18 protein-coding genes are annotated in these 18,999 nt (G+C 71.7%); 1 reads left to right on the top strand and 17 read right to left on the bottom strand.

What is annotated here, in order from left to right; all coding sequences use genetic code 11:
• Window positions 1-139: 139 nt before the first annotated feature.
• The 14 genes from nusB to AB0E14_RS32900 all read right to left on the bottom strand — a co-directional run bounded on the left by nusB (window position 140) and on the right by AB0E14_RS32900 (window position 13,530).
• On the bottom strand, window positions 140-571 hold the full coding sequence (gene nusB / locus AB0E14_RS32965; protein WP_362426721.1) for a transcription antitermination factor NusB: 432 nt from the start codon (window positions 569-571) through the stop codon (window positions 140-142).
• A gap of 2 nt (window positions 572-573) precedes the next feature.
• On the bottom strand, window positions 574-1,140 hold the full coding sequence (efp, locus tag AB0E14_RS32960; RefSeq protein WP_362426718.1) for an elongation factor P: 567 nt from the start codon (window positions 1,138-1,140) through the stop codon (window positions 574-576).
• 49 nt (window positions 1,141-1,189) lie between these two features.
• Complete coding sequence (locus AB0E14_RS32955; protein WP_362426716.1) at window positions 1,190-2,296, bottom strand: aminopeptidase P family protein; 1,107 nt, start codon at window positions 2,294-2,296, stop codon at window positions 1,190-1,192.
• 119 nt (window positions 2,297-2,415) lie between these two features.
• Window positions 2,416-3,330 carry an AAA family ATPase gene (locus AB0E14_RS32950; RefSeq protein WP_362426713.1) on the bottom strand — a complete coding sequence of 305 codons (915 nt, stop codon included), beginning with the start codon at window positions 3,328-3,330 and terminating at the stop codon, window positions 2,416-2,418.
• 121 nt (window positions 3,331-3,451) lie between these two features.
• Window positions 3,452-3,898, bottom strand: coding sequence for a type II 3-dehydroquinate dehydratase (gene aroQ / locus AB0E14_RS32945; RefSeq protein WP_362426710.1), 447 nt, complete (start codon window positions 3,896-3,898; stop codon window positions 3,452-3,454).
• Window positions 3,895-4,989 carry a 3-dehydroquinate synthase gene (gene aroB, locus AB0E14_RS32940; RefSeq protein WP_362426707.1) on the bottom strand — a complete coding sequence of 365 codons (1,095 nt, stop codon included), beginning with the start codon at window positions 4,987-4,989 and terminating at the stop codon, window positions 3,895-3,897. Before aroB ends, aroQ begins: the two co-directional genes overlap by 4 nt.
• Window positions 4,986-5,471 carry a shikimate kinase gene (locus AB0E14_RS32935; protein ID WP_362426730.1) on the bottom strand — a complete coding sequence of 162 codons (486 nt, stop codon included), beginning with the start codon at window positions 5,469-5,471 and terminating at the stop codon, window positions 4,986-4,988. Before AB0E14_RS32935 ends, aroB begins: the two co-directional genes overlap by 4 nt.
• Window positions 5,472-5,500: 29 nt before the next feature.
• Window positions 5,501-6,685, bottom strand: coding sequence for a chorismate synthase (gene aroC, locus AB0E14_RS32930; protein ID WP_362426704.1), 1,185 nt, complete (start codon window positions 6,683-6,685; stop codon window positions 5,501-5,503).
• Window positions 6,686-6,876: 191 nt separating this feature from the next.
• A complete protein-coding gene (locus AB0E14_RS32925) occupies window positions 6,877-7,704 on the bottom strand; it encodes a shikimate dehydrogenase (protein ID WP_362426701.1) in 828 nt (275 codons plus the stop codon).
• On the bottom strand, window positions 7,704-9,500 hold the full coding sequence (mltG, locus tag AB0E14_RS32920) for an endolytic transglycosylase MltG (protein WP_362426698.1): 1,797 nt from the start codon (window positions 9,498-9,500) through the stop codon (window positions 7,704-7,706). The genes AB0E14_RS32925 and mltG overlap by 1 nt, the downstream gene beginning before the upstream one ends.
• Before the next feature lie 101 nt (window positions 9,501-9,601).
• The gene (gene ruvX / locus AB0E14_RS32915; protein WP_362426727.1) at window positions 9,602-10,066 is read right to left on the bottom strand and encodes a Holliday junction resolvase RuvX; all 465 of its coding nucleotides are present in this window, start codon (window positions 10,064-10,066) and stop codon (window positions 9,602-9,604) included.
• A gap of 2 nt (window positions 10,067-10,068) precedes the next feature.
• Window positions 10,069-12,738, bottom strand: a complete 2,670-nt coding sequence (alaS, locus tag AB0E14_RS32910; RefSeq protein ID WP_362426695.1) for an alanine--tRNA ligase — start codon at window positions 12,736-12,738, stop codon at window positions 10,069-10,071.
• The gene (locus AB0E14_RS32905) at window positions 12,738-13,088 is read right to left on the bottom strand and encodes a DUF6167 family protein (RefSeq protein WP_362426692.1); all 351 of its coding nucleotides are present in this window, start codon (window positions 13,086-13,088) and stop codon (window positions 12,738-12,740) included. Before AB0E14_RS32905 ends, alaS begins: the two co-directional genes overlap by 1 nt.
• A gap of 7 nt (window positions 13,089-13,095) precedes the next feature.
• Window positions 13,096-13,530: a DUF948 domain-containing protein gene (locus AB0E14_RS32900; protein ID WP_362426689.1), complete on the bottom strand. Its 435-nt coding sequence runs from the start codon at window positions 13,528-13,530 to the stop codon at window positions 13,096-13,098.
• Window positions 13,531-13,700: 170 nt separating this feature from the next.
• On the opposite strand from AB0E14_RS32900, the gene AB0E14_RS32895 reads away from it, so the two are divergent.
• The gene (locus AB0E14_RS32895) at window positions 13,701-15,845 is read left to right on the top strand and encodes an AAA family ATPase (protein ID WP_362426686.1); all 2,145 of its coding nucleotides are present in this window, start codon (window positions 13,701-13,703) and stop codon (window positions 15,843-15,845) included.
• A gap of 56 nt (window positions 15,846-15,901) precedes the next feature.
• On the opposite strand, the gene rpsD is transcribed toward AB0E14_RS32895, so the two are convergent.
• From rpsD to AB0E14_RS32880, 3 genes are all read right to left on the bottom strand, one after another.
• Window positions 15,902-16,516 carry a 30S ribosomal protein S4 gene (rpsD, locus tag AB0E14_RS32890; RefSeq protein ID WP_362426682.1) on the bottom strand — a complete coding sequence of 205 codons (615 nt, stop codon included), beginning with the start codon at window positions 16,514-16,516 and terminating at the stop codon, window positions 15,902-15,904.
• Window positions 16,517-16,870: 354 nt separating this feature from the next.
• Entirely contained in the window at window positions 16,871-17,572 is a 702-nt protein-coding gene (locus AB0E14_RS32885) for an HNH endonuclease family protein (protein ID WP_362426679.1), read from the bottom strand.
• Between the two features lie 43 nt (window positions 17,573-17,615).
• Window positions 17,616-18,968: a replication-associated recombination protein A gene (locus tag AB0E14_RS32880; RefSeq protein WP_362426724.1), complete on the bottom strand. Its 1,353-nt coding sequence runs from the start codon at window positions 18,966-18,968 to the stop codon at window positions 17,616-17,618.
• Window positions 18,969-18,999 lie beyond the last annotated feature (31 nt).

Genomic DNA, 18,999 nt, shown 5'->3' with positions numbered 1-18,999 from the left:
GGGGGGGCCGGTTTTCGGCCCCGCCCCGCCCCGGCGTTTTTCGCCCCGCTCGGGGCCGCCGTCGCCCCACACCGCACACGTCTACGGGCCCCGTGACACCTGAGGTGTCACGGGCCCCTTCGACGTGTCTACGGGCCGCTCAGGCGTCCCGGCGCAGGCGCGGCTTCAGGTCCTTGAAGCGGGCCAGCAGGCCGTTGACGAAGGTCGGCGACTCGTCCGTGGAGAACTCCTTGGCGAGCTGCACGGCCTCGTCGATCGCCACCGCGTCCGGCGTCTCGTCCAGCCAGATCAGCTCGTACGCACCGAGGCGCACGATGTTCCGGTCGGCGACCGGCATCCGGTCCAGGTCCCAGTCCACCGCGTAGGTGGCGATGAGTTCGTCGATCCGGTTCGCGTGGTCCGCGTACCCCTCGACCAGCACCATCGTGAACTCGTTGACCGGCGGCTGACGGTCGTCGGACCGAGCGTGCCGGACCCAGTCCGCGAGGACCTGCTGCACGGACGCGCCGCGCTGGTCGGCCTCGAAGAGGATCTGGAAGGCGCGCTTACGGGCGTTGCTGCGGGCAGCCACGGTTAGTCGTTCACCCGGCCGAGGTAGTCGCTCGTGCGGGTGTCGACCTTGATCTTCTCACCGGTGGTGATGAAGAGCGGGACCTGGATCTCGTGTCCGGTCTCCAGCGTGGCCGGCTTGGTGCCGCCGGTGGAGCGGTCGCCCTGGACGCCCGGGTCGGTGTGCTGGATCGTCAGCGTGACGGCGGCCGGGAGCTCGACGTAGAGCACCTCGCCCTCGTGCTGCGCGACGGAGGCGGTGAAGCCCTCGATGAGGAAGTTGGCGGCGTCGCCGACGGCCTTGCGCTCGACCATGAGCTGGTCGTAGGTCTGCATGTCCATGAAGACGAAGTAGTCGCCGTCCATGTAGGAGAACTGCATGTCGCGGCGGTCGATGGTGGCCGTCTCGACCTTCACACCCGCGTTGAAGGTCTTGTCGACGACCTTGCCGGACAGCACGTTCTTGAGCTTGGTGCGCACGAAGGCCGGGCCCTTGCCGGGCTTGACGTGCTGGAACTCGACGACGGACCAGAGCTGGCCGCCTTCGAGCTTGAGCACCATGCCGTTCTTGAGGTCGTTCGTGGAAGCCACGGTTGCGGAATCTCCTGGACTGACGTGGGACCAGGGAAGCGTGCGCGCCCTACAGCGCGAGCAGCTCCTTGGTCGTAATGGTGAGTAGCTCGGGTCCGCCGTCCGCCTCCTGGCGCACGACGAGCGTGTCATCGATCCGGACCCCGCCCCGGCCCGGGAGGTGGACCCCCGGTTCGACGGTGACCGGCACACAAGCGTCCAGTTTACCCATGGCCGCGGGTGCGAGCTGCGGGTCCTCGTCGATTTCGAGGCCCACGCCGTGCCCGGTGACCGCCGGAACGGCCTCGGCATGGCCCGCCGCGTCGATGATCTGGCGGGCCGCGCGGTCCACGTCGCGGTACTCGGCACCGGGGGCGAGCGACTCGCGCCCGGCCCGCTGAGCGGCGAAGACGAGGTCGTACAGGTCGATCTGCCAGTCCGCGGGGGTCGTTCCGATGACGAACGTACGGCCGATCTCGCAACGGTAGCCGCGGTAGTTGGCGCCCAGGGAGACGGAGAGGAAATCTCCCTCTTCGACGCGGCGGTCCGAGGGCCGGTGACCGCCGCGCCCGGAGTTCGGTCCGGTGCCGACGGAGGTCGGGAAGGCGGCGCCGTCCGCCCCGTGGTCGACCAGGCGCCGCTCCAGCTCCAGCGCCAGGTGCCGCTCGGTCCGGCCCACCAGGATGGATTCGAGGAGCTCCCCGAGCGCCTGGTCGGCGATCTCGGCGGCGATGCGCAGACAGGCGATCTCGTCCTCGTCCTTGACGATCCTCAGCTGCTCGACGGCTCCGCCGAGATCGGCGAGCTGGAGCTGGGGCGCGACGGAGCCCATGGCGCGGTGCCGGGCCACGGTCAGATGGTGCTCCTCGACGGCGAGACCCTCCGCTCCCGCCTTGCGGGCGAAGCCGACCGCCGCGACCGCGGGGTCGCCGCCCGCCACGGGCAGCACGGCCTGGCGGAGCTGCTCGTCGAGGCGCCCGTCGGCCGGGTCCCCGCCGGGCACGGTGGGGCAGAGCAGCACGTCCTCGTCCGGTCCGAGCAACAGGACGGCACCGGCGGGCGAACCGCCCGCGAGATAGCGGACGTTGGCGGGGCGGGAGACCAGGGCCGCCTGGCTGCCGGCCGCCGCGCAGCGGTCGCGCAGCCTCACTCGGCGGTCCGCAAACACCTCTGACATGTTCCGAGCCTACGAGGGGCCGGGCGTCCCGGCCTGCTCAGCGCGGCCGACCGGGGCCACGGGCGCCCGCTTCGGGCCACGACCGCGTGGAGCACCCCCCGGGACGCCGCCACGGGCCGTCACCAGGAGGGCGGGCTCGCCAGGGAGCGGGCGAGGACCTCGTCGAGGACCCGGGCGGTGGTCTCGACGTCGTACGTCGAGTTGTCGATGATCGGAAGTCCGGACCCGTACCAGCCGGCCATCCGGCCGTGGATGGAGGCGACCTCCTCGTCCGAGAGGCGCCGGTTCCCGCTCCGTTCGGCGTTCCGCTCAAGGACGATCTCCAGACCGGGCAGCAGCACGACCGGAAGCAGCCCCGGGCCCACATGGCGCTTCCAGCCGCCGAGGCCGACGACGGGGCGGTCGGGGAAGACGGCGTCGTCGAGGATGCAGGAGATGCCGTTGGCCAGGAAGTTACGGGCGGCGAAGCCGCAGGTGCGGCGGGCGAGCCGGTACTGCGCCTCGGAGTGCTCGTTCCACCCCGACTGGGGGTCGGCGAAGCCGGAGCAGACCCATTCACGGACGTCGTCGAGGCTGATGTGCGCGGTGGGCACCCGACGGCGGGCGGCCCAGTGGCGTGCGACGGTCGTCTTGCCCGCGCCGGCGGGGCCGATCAGCAGGACGGCCAGCGTCGCGGCGCCGGTACCGGGCTCGGCCGGCGGCGGAGCGGGGACGGCGACGGGCGGCAGCGGCACATGTCCGGTGACGTCGTGCGGCGGGGGCACGGACGGTCCCGGGTGCCCGGGTATGCCGGGGGCGCCCCAGCCGGGGGCGGGGGGCGAGGAGTACGGGGCGGCCGCGCCGGGGGGCCGCGGGGCGTGGTGCGGCTGCTGGGGATGGTGCGGGGCGTGCGGAGGCTGCGGGGCGTGCGGGTGCGGTGCCGGGTGGCCGCCCTGTGCCGTGGGAGGCGCGGGGGGCATGGGGGGCCGACCGGTGCCGGGCGTCAAGGCCGAGGGGTCCTGCGGCGGCAACGGAGCCCCCATCTCGTGCTGCATCCGGTGCCACTCCGTCTCGTACGGCCGATACTTCCGGGTACGTTACCGCCCCCGGCCCCCGCGAAGGGAACGCCCGGGGGCGGTGGAAGGTGCCTGCGCCCGCACCCGTGTCCGGATGTCGTCAGCCGGTGACTTCCTCGGCGAGGGCCCGCAGGGCGAGCCGGTAGGAGCCGATGCCGAAGCCGGCGACCGTGCCGGTCGCCACGGCGGCGACGACCGAGGTGTGCCGGAACTCCTCGCGGGTGTACGGGTTGGAGATGTGCACCTCGATCAGCGGCGCGGTCCGCTGGGCGGCCGCGTCGCGCATCCCGTACGAGTAGTGCGTGAACGCACCGGGGTTGAGCACGACCGGAATCGTTCGGTCCGCCGCCTCGTGGAGCCAGCGGATCATCTCGCCCTCGTCGTTGGTCTCACGGACCTCGACGTCGAAGCCGAGCTGCTCGCCGAGGGCCTGGCAGGACTCCACCAGACCCTTGTACGAGGTGGCGCCGTAGATGTCCGGCTCGCGGGATCCCAGACGGCCGAGATTCGGACCGTTCAGGACGAGGACGTGGCGCAGATCGCTCACGCGGACACCTCGCCGTAGGCGGCGACGAGGACGGCGGGGTCGGGGCCTTCGAGGACGGTGGGCTTGCCGAGACCGTCGAGGACGATGAAGCGGAGCAGGTCGCCCCGGGACTTCTTGTCGACCTTCATGGTCTCCAGGAGCTTGGGCCACTGGTCGCCCCGGTAGGTGAGGGGCAGCCCGACCGACTCCAGGACCGTGCGGTGCCGGTCGGCGGTGGCGTCGTCCAGCCGGCCCGCGAGCCGCCCGAGCTCGGCAGCGAAGACCATGCCGACGGAGACGGCCGCGCCGTGCCGCCACTTGTACCGCTCGTTCTTCTCGATGGCGTGGGCCAGGGTGTGACCGTAGTTCAGGATCTCCCGGCGGCCCGACTCCTTCAGATCGCCGGAGACGACCTCCGCCTTGACCCGGATCGAGCGCACGAGCAGCTCGGCCGTGTGCGGACCGGCCGGCGTACGGGCGGCCTGCGGGTCGGCCTCGATGAGGTCGAGGATCACGGGGTCGACGATGAAGCCGGCCTTGATGATCTCCGCGAGTCCGCTGACGTAGTCGTGCACGGGCAGCGAGTCCAGCGCCGCGAGGTCGCAGAGCACCCCGGCCGGCGGGTGGAAGGCACCGACGAGGTTCTTGCCCTCGGCGGTGTTGATCCCGGTCTTGCCGCCGACGGCCGCGTCGACCATGGCGAGGACGGTGGTCGGCACGGCGATCCAGCGCACACCGCGCAGCCAGGTCGCGGCGACGAAACCGGCCAGGTCGGTGGTGGCGCCACCGCCCACGCCGACGATGACGTCGGTGCGGGTGAAACCGGTCTGTCCCAGCGCCTTCCAGCAGTACGCGGCGACCTCGGCGGTCTTGGCCTCCTCGGCGTTCGGCACCTGGATGGCGACCGCCTCGAAGCCCTGGTCGGCGAGGTCGGCGCGGAGCGCCTCGCCGGTCTCCGCGAGCGCCTCGGGGTGGATCACGGCGACGCGCTTGGCCTTGGCCCCGATCAGGGCGGGCAGCTCACCGAGGAGCTGCCGCCCGACCAGTACCTCGTACGGATCCGTGCCCGCCGAACCGCCTACCTGGATTCGGGTCACTTCCTGGTCCGTCATACGTCCTTCTTCAACTCCAGAGCGTCGAGGACCGCGTCCGCGACCTCTTCGGGCGTGCGGCCCTCGGTGGCCACGACCACCCGGGCGACTTCGGTGTAGAGGTGGCGGCGCGCCTCCATCATCTCGCGCCACTGGCGGCGCGGGTTGACGGCGAGCAGCGGCCGCGCGGTGTTGAGGCCGACGCGTCGGACGGCCTCGTCGACGTCCATCGAGAGATAGGCGACGGGCAGTGCGCTGAGCAGTTCACGGGTGCCCGCGTCCAGGATCGCGCCGCCGCCGAGCGCGAGGACACCCTCGTGCTCGGCGACGGCGGTCCGCACGGCGTCCCGTTCGAGGGCGCGGAAGTGCTCCTCGCCGTCCTCGACGAAGATGTCGGAGATCTCGCGGCCCTCGGCGGCGACGATGTCGGCGTCCGTGTCCCGGTAGGGCGCGCCGAGCAGCTCGGCCAGGAGCGCGCCCACCGTGGACTTGCCGGAGCCCATCGGCCCGACGAGGACGACCAGGGGTCCGGTCACCGGATCTGCAGGTTGTCGAGGTACGACCGGACGTTACGGCGGGTCTCCGGGACGCTGTCGCCGCCGAACTTCTCGACGACGGCGTCCGCGAGGACGAGCGCGACCATGGCCTCGGCGACGATCCCGGCGGCCGGGACGGCGCAGACGTCGGAGCGCTGGTGGTGGGCCTGGGCGGCCTCGCCCGTCACCACGTCGACCGTGGCGAGCGCGCGCGGGACGGTCGCGATCGGCTTCATCGCCGCGCGGACGCGCAGCAGCTCGCCGGTGGTCAGGCCGCCTTCCGTACCGCCGGAGCGGCCGGAGGTGCGCTTGATGCCGTCCGCGGTGTTCACGATCTCGTCGTGGGCCTGCGAGCCGGGTACGCGGGCCAGCTCGAAGCCGTCGCCGACCTCGACGCCCTTGATCGCCTGGATGCCCATGAGCGCGGCGGCGAGCCGCGCGTCGAGCCGCCGGTCCCAGTGCACGTGCGAGCCGAGGCCCACGGGCACGCCGTAGGCGAGGACCTCGACGACACCGCCCAGGGTGTCGCCGTCCTTGTGGGCCTGGTCGATCTCGGCGACCATCGCCTTCGACGCGTCCGCGTCGAGGCAGCGGACCGGGTCGGCGTCGAGCTTCTCGACGTCGGCGGGGGTCGGGTAGACGCCGTACGGGGCCTTGGCCGCGGCCAGCTCGACCACGTGCGAGACGATCTCGATGCCCGCGGCCTCCTTGAGGAAGGACCGGGCCACCGCGCCGAGGGCGACACGGGCCGCGGTCTCCCGGGCGCTGGCGCGCTCCAGGATCGGCCGGGCCTCGTCGAAGCCGTACTTCTGCATGCCGGCCAGGTCGGCGTGGCCCGGGCGCGGCCGGGTCAGCGGCGCGTTGCGGCCGGTCTCCTTGAGCTCGGCGGGGTCGACGGGGTCGGCCGCCATGACCTTCTCCCACTTCGGCCACTCCGTGTTGCCGACCATCACGGCGATCGGGGAGCCGAGCGAGAGTCCGTGCCGGACCCCGCCGAGGAAGGTGACCTCGTCCTGCTCGAACTTCATCCGCGCGCCACGCCCATAGCCGAGGCGCCGCCGCGCAAGATGGTCCGCCACCAGCTCAGTGGTGACCGGGACGCCGGCGGGAAGACCCTCCAGCGTCGCGACCAGCGCGGGTCCGTGGGACTCCCCAGCGGTCAGCCAACGCAACCTGCTCAACGATGCTCCTCATGCTCGCGCCTGGAACTGCTGCGGCGCGACCGGGTGCGCGGCCCTGGCCCGCCGCTACCGATCCTCCCACGTCCGGGGGCCGAACCTGGCCGTCGGTCCAGCTGTCGGACGCGGAGAATGTCAGATCGGACGGGCCCGGGGCTCTGACCGGGGGCGGGAGGGCCGCGGTCTCCGTGTCCTCAGGCGGCGGCCAGGGCCCGCTCGCCCGCGTCGCGCATCGCGGCCAGCGGGGCCTCGGCGACGCCGGTCATCAGTTCTACCTGGAGGACGGCCTGGTGGACGAGGAGGTCGAGTCCGCCGAGCACCGGGCCGCCGTGCTCGGACCAGGCGGCGGCGAGCGGGGTCGGCCACGGGTGGTAGAGCACGTCGAAGAGGGTGCCGGGGGCGTCCGGGACCTCCGCCGCGAGCGTGTCGGTGGCACCGGCCGGGGTGGTGGAGATGACGAGCGGGGCGGCGAAGGCGCGGTGCGCGTCCGCCCAGTCGGCGGTACGGACGTCCACGCCGAGCCGCTCGCCCCAGCCCCGCATCTCCTCCGCCCGTGCCTCGCTCCGTACGTACGCGGTGACCGGGCCCGCGCAGATCCGGGCGAGCGCGGCGAGCGCCGAGGAGGCGGTGGCACCGGCGCCGAGGACCGCCGCCGAGTCGACCTTCTCCACGCCCCGCTCGCGCAGGGCGGCGATCAGGCCGGGGATGTCGGTGTTGTCGCCGAGGCGCCGGCCGTCCTCGGTGAGGACGACCGTGTTCACGGCCTCGACCGAGGCCGCGGTGTCACTGATCTCGTCGAGCAGCGGGATGATCGCCCGCTTCAGCGGCATGGTCAGCGACAGACCGGCCCAGGTCGTGTCGAGCCCGGCGACGAACGCGGGCAGCCCGGCCTCGTCGACCTCGAACCGGTCGTACGACCAGCTGTCGAGGCCGAGCGCGGCGTAGGCCGCCCGGTGCAGGACGGGCGAGAGCGAGTGGGCGATGGGCGACCCGAGAACGGCCGCACGACGCTGCGCCTGCATCAGTTGTTCCTCGACTTGTTGAACTCTTCGACCAGCTTCTGGTGCTCGGTGTTGGTCTTGGTGAACCGGGACGTCTTGCCGTCCAGCGAGATGAAGTAGTACCAGCCGTCCTTGGTCGGGCTGACCACGCCCTTCAGCGCCTCGGCGCCCGGGTTGCCGATCGGTCCCGGTGGCAGGCCCCGGTAGTAGTACGTGTTGTAGACGTTGTCGAACTTCCGCAGCTCTTCCAGGGTCAGGTCGATCTTGCTCTGGTTCTTGATGTAGTTGTACGTCGAGTCGAACTCGAGCTTGCCGTAGGTCTGCGGGTTGTTGGTCTTGAGGCGGTTGTAGACGACCTCGGCCATCTTGCGGAAGTCGTCGTGCGAGGTGCCCTCCGCCTGGACGAGGCTGGCGATCGTGATCAGCTGCCAGGGGCTCTCGACGCCGAGTTCCCTCGCCTTGGCCTCCAGCTCGTACTTGGCGTACTCCTGGTTGGCGCGCGCCACCATCTTGCGCAGCACGTCCTCGGGCTTGTTGCCCTTCACCATCGGGTACTTCGCCGGGTAGAGGAAGCCCTCGAGCGGGTCCTTCACGTCCTTGTGGTTCTTCGCCCACTCGGGGAGGCCCAGGTCGTTCGCCTTCGCCTTGGCGATGCCCTGGGTGGTGCCCTTCTCCACGCCGAGCTTCTTGTCGATCTCCTCGTAGACCCAGACGTTCCGCTTGCCCTCGGGGATGACGAGGCCGGCCTGGCTCTGCGGGTCCAGCATCATCGCGACGGCGCTCTCCGCCGACATGCCCGTCCTCAGCGTGTACGCACCCGCCTGGATGGAGTTGCCCTTGGTGTTCTTCTCGGTCGCCGAGACGAAGGCGTCGACGCTCTTGACGACGCCCGCCTTCTTCAGGATGTTGCCGATCTCGTAGCCCCCGGCGCCCTTGGGGATCTCGACCTGGACCTCGCCGGTTCCGTCACCCGCGTAGTCGGGCGCCGCGCCGAACTGGCCCTGCCAGAACTGGTAGCCGAAGTAGCCGATGCCGCCCACGCCGCCGACCAGGACGAGCGCGACGACCAGGCAGGCGACGCCGTTCTTGCCCTTCCGGGCCTTGCCGCTCTTGCCGCCCCGGCGCTCGCGACCGCCGCCGCCGCGCGAGGAGCGGCGCCCGGCGGGCTCGTCCTCGTCGTCGTAGTCGTCGTACTCGTCGTCCTCGGAGCGCCGGCCCGCGGGCTCGCTGTCCTCACCCGTGAAGAAGGGGTGCCGCTCCTCCTCCTCGGGCTCCGCGTCCCAGTCGGTCACGGGCTGCGGCGGCACCTGCCGCCGGCCCGGGGGCTGCGGCGGCGGGTACGCCTCGGGTGTGCCGTAGAGGTCCGGGTTCTGGCCGCCGTACGGATCCGCGGGGGGCGTGCCGTACGGCATGGCCGCCTGGCCGGTCTCCCAGCTGGGGTCGTACTGCTGTGCGGGGTACCCGGGCGTGTCGTAACCCTGCCCGGGCTGACCCTGCTGGTAGCCGCCGTACGCCGCCGGATCGGCGTACTGCTGCGGCTGCTGCTGCGCGTGCTGCTGGTACTGCTGCGGGTGCTGCTGGTACTGGGGGTCGTAGCCCTGCGCCTGCCCCTGGGCGTACTGGTCCTGGGTGTACTGGCCCTGGCCGTACTGGTCCTGGTGGCCGTACTGAGCCTGGCCGTACGGGTCCTGGTGGCCGTACTGCTGGTCCTGGTGCGGGTACTGCTGCTGACCCTGACCTCCCCATCCCTGGTCCCCGTACAACGGGTCCGCGGGATGCCACGGTTCGGAGCCGGAGCCCCGGCCATACTCAGTCATCGATCCCCAACCAGCCGCGAGGCTTCCGGACGATCCGCCTCTACGTTGTGCGGCAGCTGTTCGAACACCGCCACATCGCGCGGAACGTTACCGTATCGCGATCAGATGACCACTTCGACGCCCTCGCCGGGAGGATTACCTGATACCCGTTCGGCCTCAAGAGCGTTCTGAAGGATGATCACAGCGGCGGCCTGGTCGATGACGGACCGCCCCTTCTTGGACTTCACGCCTGAGGCGCGCAGCCCCTGGGTCGCCGACACCGTCGTCATCCGCTCGTCGACCAGCCGGACCGGCACCGGAGCGATGCCCTTGGCCAGCTCCCCGGCGAAGCGCCGGACCTTGGCCGCGGCCGGACCCTCGCCCCCGGAGAGGGAGCGAGGGAGGCCGACCACGACCTCGATCGGTTCGTACTCCTCGACGAGTCCGCGCAGCCGCCGGTGGGCGGCCGGGACGTCACGTCCCGGCACGGTCTCCACCGGGGTGGCGAGGACCCCGTCGGGGTCGCACGAGGCGACCCCGATCCGGGCGTCCCCGACGTCGATCGCGAGTCGACGGCCGCGGCGCATCGTCACGCCGTCTCCACGACGAGGCGCTCGACGGCGTCGATGGCCTCGCCGACGGCCTCCGGGTTCTGGCCGCCGCCCTGGGCGACGTCCGGCTTGCCGCCACCGCCGCCACCGAGGGTCTTGGCGGCCGTGCGGACCAGCTCGCCGGCCTTCAGACCACGCTCACGGGCGGCCTCGTTGGTGGCGATGACCGTCAGCGGGCGACCGTTGGCCGTGGTGAACAGGGCCACGACGGCCGGGCGGTCGGAGGAGATCCGGCCGCGGACGTCGAGGACCAGCTTGCGCAGGTCGTCGGCGGAGGTGCCGTCCTGGACCTGGCCGGTGACGAGGGCCACACCACGGATGTCCTTGGCGCCCTCGACCAGCCCGGCGGCGGCCTGCAGCACCTTCTCGGCGCGGAACTTCTCGATCTCCTTCTCGGCGTCCTTCAGCTTGCCGAGCATGGAGGAGATCTTCTCCGGAAGCTCCTCGGGGCGGCCCTTCACGAGCTCCTGGAGCTGGGCGACGACCGTGTGCTCCCGGGCGAGGAAGTTGTACGCGTCGACACCGACGAGGGCCTCGACGCGGCGCACGCCGGAGCCGATCGACGACTCGCCGAGCAGCTTCACCAGGCCGAGGGCCGAGGTGTTCTTGACGTGCGTACCGCCGCACAGCTCCTTGGAGAAGTCGCCGATGGTGACGACGCGGACCTGCTCGCCGTACTTCTCGCCGAACTCGGCGATGGCACCCTGGCGCTTGGCCTCGTCGATCGGCATGACCTCGGCGTGCACGTCGAGTTCGCGGGAGAGCACCTCGTTGATCTTCTGCTCGACGTCCATGAGGACCGTGCCGGGCACGGCGTTCGGCGAGCCGAAGTCGAAGCGGAAGCGGCCGGGCGAGTTCTCCGAACCGGCCTGGGCGGCCGTCGGGCCGAGAGCGTCGCGCAGGGCCTGGTGCGTCAGGTGCGTGGCCGAGTGGGCGCGGGCGATGGCCCGGCGGCGGCGCACGTCGATGGCGGCGTAGGCGGTGGAGCCGACCGTCACCTCGCCGACCTGGACCGAGCCCTTGTGCACGGAGACGCCGGGGACCGGCTGCTGGACGTCGCGGATCTCGATGACGGCGCCGCTGTGCAGCTTGATCCGGCCGTGGTCGGCGAGCTGGCCGCCGCCCTCGGCGTAGAACGGGGTGCGGTCCAGGACGACCTCGACCTCGTCGCCCTCGGAGGCGGCCGGCGACGGGACGCCGTTGACCAGCAGACCGACGACCGTGGACTCGCCCTCTGTGTTGGTGTAACCGGTGAACTCGGTGGCGCCGTTGCCGTCGGCGATCTCGCGGTAGGCGGCGACGTCGGCGTGGCCGGTCTTCTTGGCCTTGGCGTCGGCCTTGGCCTTGTCCCGCTGCTCCTGCATGAGGCGGCGGAAGCCGGCCTCGTCCACGGAGAGCCCCTGCTCGGCGGCGATCTCCAGGGTCAGGTCGATCGGGAAGCCCCAGGTGTCGTGGAGCAGGAAGGCCTTGTCGCCGGGCAGGACGGTGGAGCCGGCGGCCTTGGTCTCGCTGACGGCGCCGTCCAGGACGTTCGAGCCGGCGTTCAGCGTCTTGAGGAAGCGGGCCTCCTCGGCCAGGGCGACGGTCTCGATCCGCTTGCGGTCGGTGACCAGCTCCGGGTACTGCTCGCCCATGGTGTCGATGACCACGTCGACGAGGTCCTGGACGACCACGCCCGTGGCGCCGAGCAGGCGCATGTTGCGGATGGCGCGGCGCATGATGCGGCGCAGCACGTAGCCGCGGCCCTCGTTGCCCGGGGTGACACCGTCACCGATGAGCATCACGGACGTGCGCATGTGGTCGGCGACCACGCGCAGCGAGACGTCGCTGTCGTGGGACTTGCCGTAGTCGACACCGGTGAGCTCGGTGGCCTTGTCGATGACGACCTTGAGGGTGTCGGTCTCGTACATGTTCTGCACGCCCTGCAGGATCATCGCGAGGCGCTCGAGGCCGAGACCGGTGTCGATGTTCTTGGACGGCAGCTCGCCGAGGATCGGGAAGTCCTCCTTGCCGGAGCCCTCACCGCGCTCGTACTGCATGAAGACCAGGTTCCAGATCTCCACGTAGCGCTCGTCGTTGACGGCCGGGCCGCCCTCGACGCCGAACTCCGGGCCGCGGTCGTAGTTGATCTCCGAGCACGGGCCGCAGGGGCCGGGGACGCCCATCGACCAGTAGTTGTCCTTCTTGCCGAGGCGCTGGATGCGCTCGGCGGGGACGCCGACGACGTCGCGCCAGATCCGCTCGGCCTCGTCGTCCTCGAGGTAGACGGTGATCCAGAGCTTCTCCGGGTCGAGCCCGTAGCCGCCGTGCTCCACCGAGGTGGTCAGCAGCTCCCAGGCCAGCTTGATGGCGCCTTCCTTGAAGTAGTCGCCGAAGGAGAAGTTGCCGCACATCTGGAAGAACGTGCCGTGGCGGGTGGTCTTGCCGACCTCTTCGATGTCGGGCGTGCGCACGCACTTCTGCACGCTGGAGGCGCGCGGGAACGGCGGCTTCACCTCGCCGAGGAAGTACGGCTTGAAGGGAACCATGCCGGCGGGGACCAGAAGCAGAGTCGGGTCGTCCGCGATGAGCGACGCCGAAGGCACGACGGTGTGCCCGCGCTCCTCGAAGAAGCTCAGCCAGCGGCGGCGGATTTCAGCCGACTCCATCAGTGGTCCTCATTCCGGTTGTACGAAATCGTGCGATACGAATACGTGGTGGTCTGCGGGGTGGGATCGAGCACGGCCCTGCGGCGCGGCCCGGGAAGCTCGCGCTCGGCGGGTGCGTCCGCGGATGCCTCCAGGCCGAGCGCCTCGCCGAGTTCGGCCTCGCGCTGGACCATGCCCGCCCTGACGTCGAGGGCGAAGTCCTTGAGCCGGTGGCCGGTCTCGATCGCCTTGTTCGCCGCCTGCGCGGCGAGGCTCTCCGGGGTCAGCTGCTTGAGCTTCCGGTTGACCTTGGTGGTGGCCCACACACCGGCTGCGGCGCCTGCGGTGAACCAGAACGTACGGCGGAACATCGGCGGCTCAGCCCTTCTGCTTCCGGCGCCGCGCGGAGGGCACGGTGCGACCGACGACGGTACGGCGCTCGGGTGCGGGCGCCGTGGACGCCTCGTCCCGGCCGCGGCCGAGCGCCTTGCGCACTCCGTAGCCGAAGGCGGCGACCTTGACGAGCGGGCCGCCGAAGGTGGAGGCGACGGTGGTGGAGAGCGCGGAGGCGTTGGAGGTGACCTCCTGGACGTCCGAGGCGATGGCGTCGACCCGGTCGAGCTGGGTCTGTGCCGACCGCACGGTCGCGGAGGCGTCGCTGAGCAGCGGGACGGCCTGTTCGGTCACGTCCGCCACCAGTTTGGTGGTCGCCTTGAGCGTCTGCGCCAGCCTCACCAGAACCACGGCGAGGAAGGAGACGAGAATCGCCCAGAACACGGCCACCAGAATCCCGGCAACCTCTCCACCGGTCACTCCGCACCGCTCTCTGCTGTCGTTGGGCCCTTGCGAAAAGTCGTCCTCCGACCCTATCGCGCCCGGGGTCTTTCCCTGTACCGCATTTGCCCCCGCGACGCGGCCGGGGACAGCGGATCCGCCTCGGTCGATTGTACGGAGCGCGTGCGGGTGGGTACGCTCCGTGTCCCATGCGAAGGAGCAATCTCCCGGCTGAGCTGAACCGGTTCATCGGACGGGTCGGCGAAGAGCGTGAACTCTCCCGGCTCCTGGGCGAATCCCGCCTGGTCACGGTGGTCGGGATGGGGGGCGTGGGGAAGACCCGGCTGGCCCTGAGAGCCGCCTCCGCGGCGGAGAAACGCTACGCCGAGGGGGCCTGGCTCGCCGATCTCTCGGCGCTGCGCGACCCCGATCTCGTGGCACTCGCGCTCGTCGAGGCGCTGGGCCTGACCGACCACACGCTGCGCACCCCGGAAGAGACGCTGGTCGACCATCTCGCGGCCCGCCGGACCCTGCTGGTCGTGGACGGCTTCGAGCACCTCGTGGAGGAGTGCGCTCCGCTGCTGCGGCAGCTCCTCGAAGGCTGCCCGGGCCTCTCCGTGCTCGCGGTGGGCCGCCGTCCGCTGCGGCTGGCCGGGGAGACGGTGTTCGCCCTCGCCCCGATGGGCGGGGAGGACGCGGAGCGGCTGTTCCTCGCGCGGGCGGCGGCGCACGGCGATCCGGCCGCGCCCGCCGCCGATCCGGCCGCCGTGCGGGAGCTGTGCCTGCGCCTCGACGGGATCCCGCTGGCCGTCGAGCTGGCGGCCGCCCGGATGCCGCTGCTCACCGTGGAGCAGGTGCTCCGCCGGCTCGACGACCGGTTCCGGCTGCTCACGGACGGGGCGCGGGGCGCGCCGCCCCGGCACCAGACGCTGCGGACGGCGATCGGGTGGAGCCACGAGCTGTGCACGCCGGAGGAGCGGCTGTTGTGGGCGCGCCTGTCGGTCTTCGCCGGCCCGTTCGACCTGGAGGCGGTGGAGTACGTCTGCGCCGGGCGTGAGCTGCCGCCGGAGCGGGTCCTGGACGTGCTCGGCGGTCTGCTGGCGCAGTCCCTGGTGGTACGGGAGATCACGCCGGCCGGACCGCGGTACCGGATGGTGGCCACGGTCGCCGCGTACGGGGCGGAGTGGCTGGCGGCGCTCGGGGACACCGAGCGGATGCGCCGCCGCCATCGCGACTGGTACGTGGGGCTTGCCACCTGGTGCGAGCTGGAGTGGTTCAGCCCGCGTCAGGCCGAGGTCGCGGCCTGTCTGGACGCGGCGCTGCCGAATCTGCGGGCGGCGCTCGAACTCTGTCTGGAGCGGCCGGACGAGGCGCATCTGGCGCAGCAGCTCGCGGGGACGCTCTGGTTCGCGTGGGTGGGCTGCGGCCGGCTGGCGGAGGGCCGGCACTGGCTCGATCGGTCGCTCGACGGCGAGCCGACCGAGGACGAACACCTGTCGGCCCGGCTGAAGGCGCTGTGGGTGCTCGGCTATGTGGCGATCCTGCAGGGCGACGGCACGGCGGCGGTGGCGGCGCTGCACGAGTGCGGGGAGCGGGCCCGCGCGACCGGCAACGCCCTGGCGGAGGCGTACGCGACGCATCGGATGGGCTGTCTGGCGCTGCTCACGGACGACATGCGGCGCGCGGAGGAGCTGATCGGCCGGGCCCTGGTGGCGTACCGCGAACTCGGCGAACTGAACAGCAATGTGCTGATGGCCCAGGTCGAACTGGCGATGGCCCGGGTCTTCCTGGGCGATCTGGAGGGCGCGGTCGCGCTCTGCGTGGACGCGCGCGAGATCTGCGAGGAGCGCGGCGAGCGCTGGACGCGGGCGTACGCGCTCTATGTGCTGGCGTACGCGGCGTGGACCCGGGGCGAGCACGGCGAGGCGCGGGCGCTGCTGACCGAGTGCGTGACGATCAACCACACCTTCCACGACCTGGTGGGCCTGGTCCTGGCGATCGAGCTGCTGGCGCTGGTGACGGCGAGCGAGGGCGATCCCTCGGAGGCGGCCGTGCTGCAGGGCGCGGCCCTGCCGGTGTGGGACACCGTGGGCCTGCAGCTCTTCGGCTCCGGGACCTTCAACGGTCCGCGGGCGCTCTGCGCACGGGAGGCGGGCGAGCTGCTCGGCGCGGAGCGGTACGGGGCGTCGGTGCGGGAGGGCCAGGGGCTCTCGCTGGACGCGGCGGTGGACCGGGCGCTCAGCGAGCGTCGGAATCCGGCGGCCCGGGTGCCGGGCGCGCGGTCGCCGCGTCCGTTCCGTACGAGAGCCCCGGGGAACCCCGAGAACGCGGAAGCCCGCCGGCTCCCCCACTGACGGGAGTGGGGAAGCGGCGGGCCGAACACCGCGGGGGTGGTACTACGACAGCTTGATCAGCGGGCGTAGTACTCGACGACCAGCTGCTCGTCGCAGATGACCGGGATTTCCTTGCGGTTCGGGTCGCGGTCGAGGCGGAAGGCCAGGGCCTTCAGGTTGACCTGCAGGTAGCGCGGGGTCTCACCGTCGGCGGCGAAGCCACCCTCGCGGGCGACCTGGAACAGGGCCTTGTCGCGCGAGCGCTCGCGGACCATCACGACGTCGTCGGGACGGACGCGGAACGACGGCTTGTCGACCTTGCCACCGTTGACCTGGATGTGACCGTGCACGACCATCTGGCGGGCCTGGTAGATGGTGCGGGCGATGCCCGAACGCAGGACCAGGGCGTCGAGGCGACGCTCGAGCTCGACGACCAGCGCCTCGCCCGTCTTGCCCTCGGCCTTCTTGGCGCGGTCGTAGGCGCGCGCCATCTGGCGCTCGCTGATGTCGTACTGGGCGCGCAGACGCTGCTTCTCGAGCAGACGGACCTTGTAGTCCGAGTTCTGCTTGCGGCCACGGCCGTGCTCGCCCGGCGGGTAGGGGCGGGCCTCGAAGTACTTGACGGCCTTCGGGGTCAGCGCGATGCCGAGGGCACGCGACTTCTTGACCTTGGGACGGGACTGGTTCGGCATGAACCAACCTCTCTATCTGTACGAATACGGCTTCACCAGGGTTAGAGGAGGTCGCATCCGCAGCCGGGGAAACCCGTCGGTCGTCGAGGACCTGTCGGGCAGCCGCTCCCTGGTCTGGGCACATACGTGCAGCACGCGAACGGCCCATCGCCTGGTCCCGGAGACCCGGGGAGGTGATGGGTTGCCCGCGACACCTTCGAAGGTGCGCGACACTCCTGGAGATCCCGCCCGAGGCGGGGCTCCGGCTGCTTGTCCCGTTCTGGTGGCGCCGGCCGAAGCCGGACACAGGACGCAGCACTCCGCACGAGTGTACCGGGTCGGCCGGGGGCCCGTGCACGCGGCCGACCGCAGCCCTCAGGCGCAGGTGGCCAGGAGCTCTTCGAGCGCGCGCTTCTCGGGCGGGGAGACCGTCAGACCGTACTTGGCCTTGATGCCGGTCCAGCGCCGGCCGTACTCGCACCAGTACGCCTTGCGCGGCGGTTTCCACTTGTCGGGGGTCTTGCTGCTCTTCTCGTAGTTGGTCTGCTTGTCGGTGGCGAGCAGCACGTCCAGGTCGTTGGCGTAGGCGAGGCGCCGCTCCGCGGTCCAGGCCCACGCGCCCGCGCGCCAGGCCGCGCCGAGCGCGACGACATGGTCGGTCTGGATCTGCGACGCCTTGCGGTACGAGTACGGCAGCTCCTTGCCGGTGTACGGGTCGTGGAGCACGCCCGACAGCACGACGCACGGGTTGCGCTCGCCCTGGCGCAGCTCGCCGAGGTCGCGGCGCAGGACGTCGTCGCGGGTGTCGCAGCCGTTGCGCCCGCCGGGGGCGTCGGTCTCGTCGGACCAGGTCGTGCCGAACTCCGCCCTCGTGTACGTCTGCCAGTTCTTGCCCCAGGCGACGGTGAGCCGGGCCAGCCGGTCGCGCGCCTCGGCGGCGGTGGGCGGGAAGCCCGGGCCGACGAGCGGCACGGCGGAGGCGGACGGAACCGCCGCCCGCTCCTCGGTGCCCGCCGCGCAGCCGGTGACCGTCAGGGCCACGAGGACCAGGGCCGGGAACCGTGCCGTGCGGATCATGGACCGAGCGTAGGGGCGGACCGCCCGTGGCGCGCGTCAGCCGTCAGCCGTCGCCGCGCAGCCGTTCCCGCACCTTCTCGACCACGTCCGCGTACCGCGCCTCCGCGCCGTAGCGGGTCGGTTCGTAGTAGCGCTTTCCGTGGACCTCGTCGGGGGCGTGCTGCTGGGCGGCGATGCCGCCCGGGACGTCGTGCGGATAGACGTACCCCTGGCCGTGGCCCAGTTTGGCCGCGCCCTTGTAGTGGCCGTCGCGCAGGTGCGGCGGGACCGGGCCGACCAGACCGTTCCGCACGTCCGTCTGGGCGGCGAAGATCGCGGTCGTCGCGGCGTTCGACTTGGGGGCGAGGGCCAGCGCGATCGTGGCGTGGCTCAGGGTCAGCGCCGCCTCGGGGAAACCGATCATGGCGACGGCCTGGGCGGCCGCCACGGCGGTGGGCAGCGCGGTGGGGTCGGCCAGGCCGATGTCCTCGCTCGCGGAGATCATCAGCCGGCGGGCGATGAACCGGGGGTCCTCCCCCGCCTCGATCATCCGGGCCAGATAGTGCAGCGCCGCGTCCACGTCCGAGCCTCGGATGGACTTGATGAGCGCGCTGGCCACGTCGTAGTGCTGGTCGCCGTCCCGGTCGTACTTCACGGCCGCCCGGTCGACGGTCTCCTCGACCGTGGCGAGGGTGATCTCCGGCTCGCCCTTGGCGATGGCCGCGCCGGCCGCCGCCTCCAGGGCGGTGAGCGCCCGGCGTGCGTCGCCACCGGCGATGCGCAGCAGATGGGCCTCGGCGTCCTCGGGAAGCGCGACCGCGCCGCCGAGCCCCCGGTCCTCGGTCAGCGCCCGCTTGAGGAGGTCGCGCAGATCGTCGTCGGTGAGCGATTCGAGCGTGAGCAGCAGGGAGCGGGAGAGCAGTGGGGAGATGATCGAGAAGTACGGGTTCTCCGTCGTCGCCGCGATCAGGGTCACCCAGCGGTTCTCCACGGCCGGGAGCAGCGAGTCCTGCTGGGCCTTGGAGAAGCGGTGGATCTCGTCGAGGAAGAGGACGGTCTCCTTGCCGAAGCCGCCGGCCGCGCGCCGGGCGCCCTCGATGACGGCCCGGACCTCCTTGACGCCCGCGGTGATCGCGGAGAGCTCCACGAAGCGCTTGTTGGTCGCCTTGGAGACGACGTACGCGAGGGTGGTCTTGCCGATGCCGGGCGGGCCCCAGAGGATCACGGACGAGGAGCCGGCCGGTCCCCCGCTGCCGTCGCCGACGAGTCGGCGCAGCGGCGATCCCGGCTTGAGCAGGTGCTGCTGGCCGAGGACCTCGTCCAGGGTGCGCGGGCGCATCCGGACCGCCAGCGGGCTGCTGGACGGGTCCTTCTCCTGGCGTTCTTCGGCGGCTGCGGTAAAGAGGTCGGGCTCCACAGTCATGAAGCCTAAGTCAGAGCGCTGACAG

Origin of the sequence: Streptomyces sp. NPDC047981 (assembly GCF_040653315.1) — a bacterium.
Classification (GTDB): domain Bacteria; phylum Actinomycetota; class Actinomycetes; order Streptomycetales; family Streptomycetaceae; genus Streptomyces.
The sequence above is the reverse complement of the archived record's forward strand: the minus strand, read 5'-3'. Positions and strand labels throughout refer to the sequence as shown.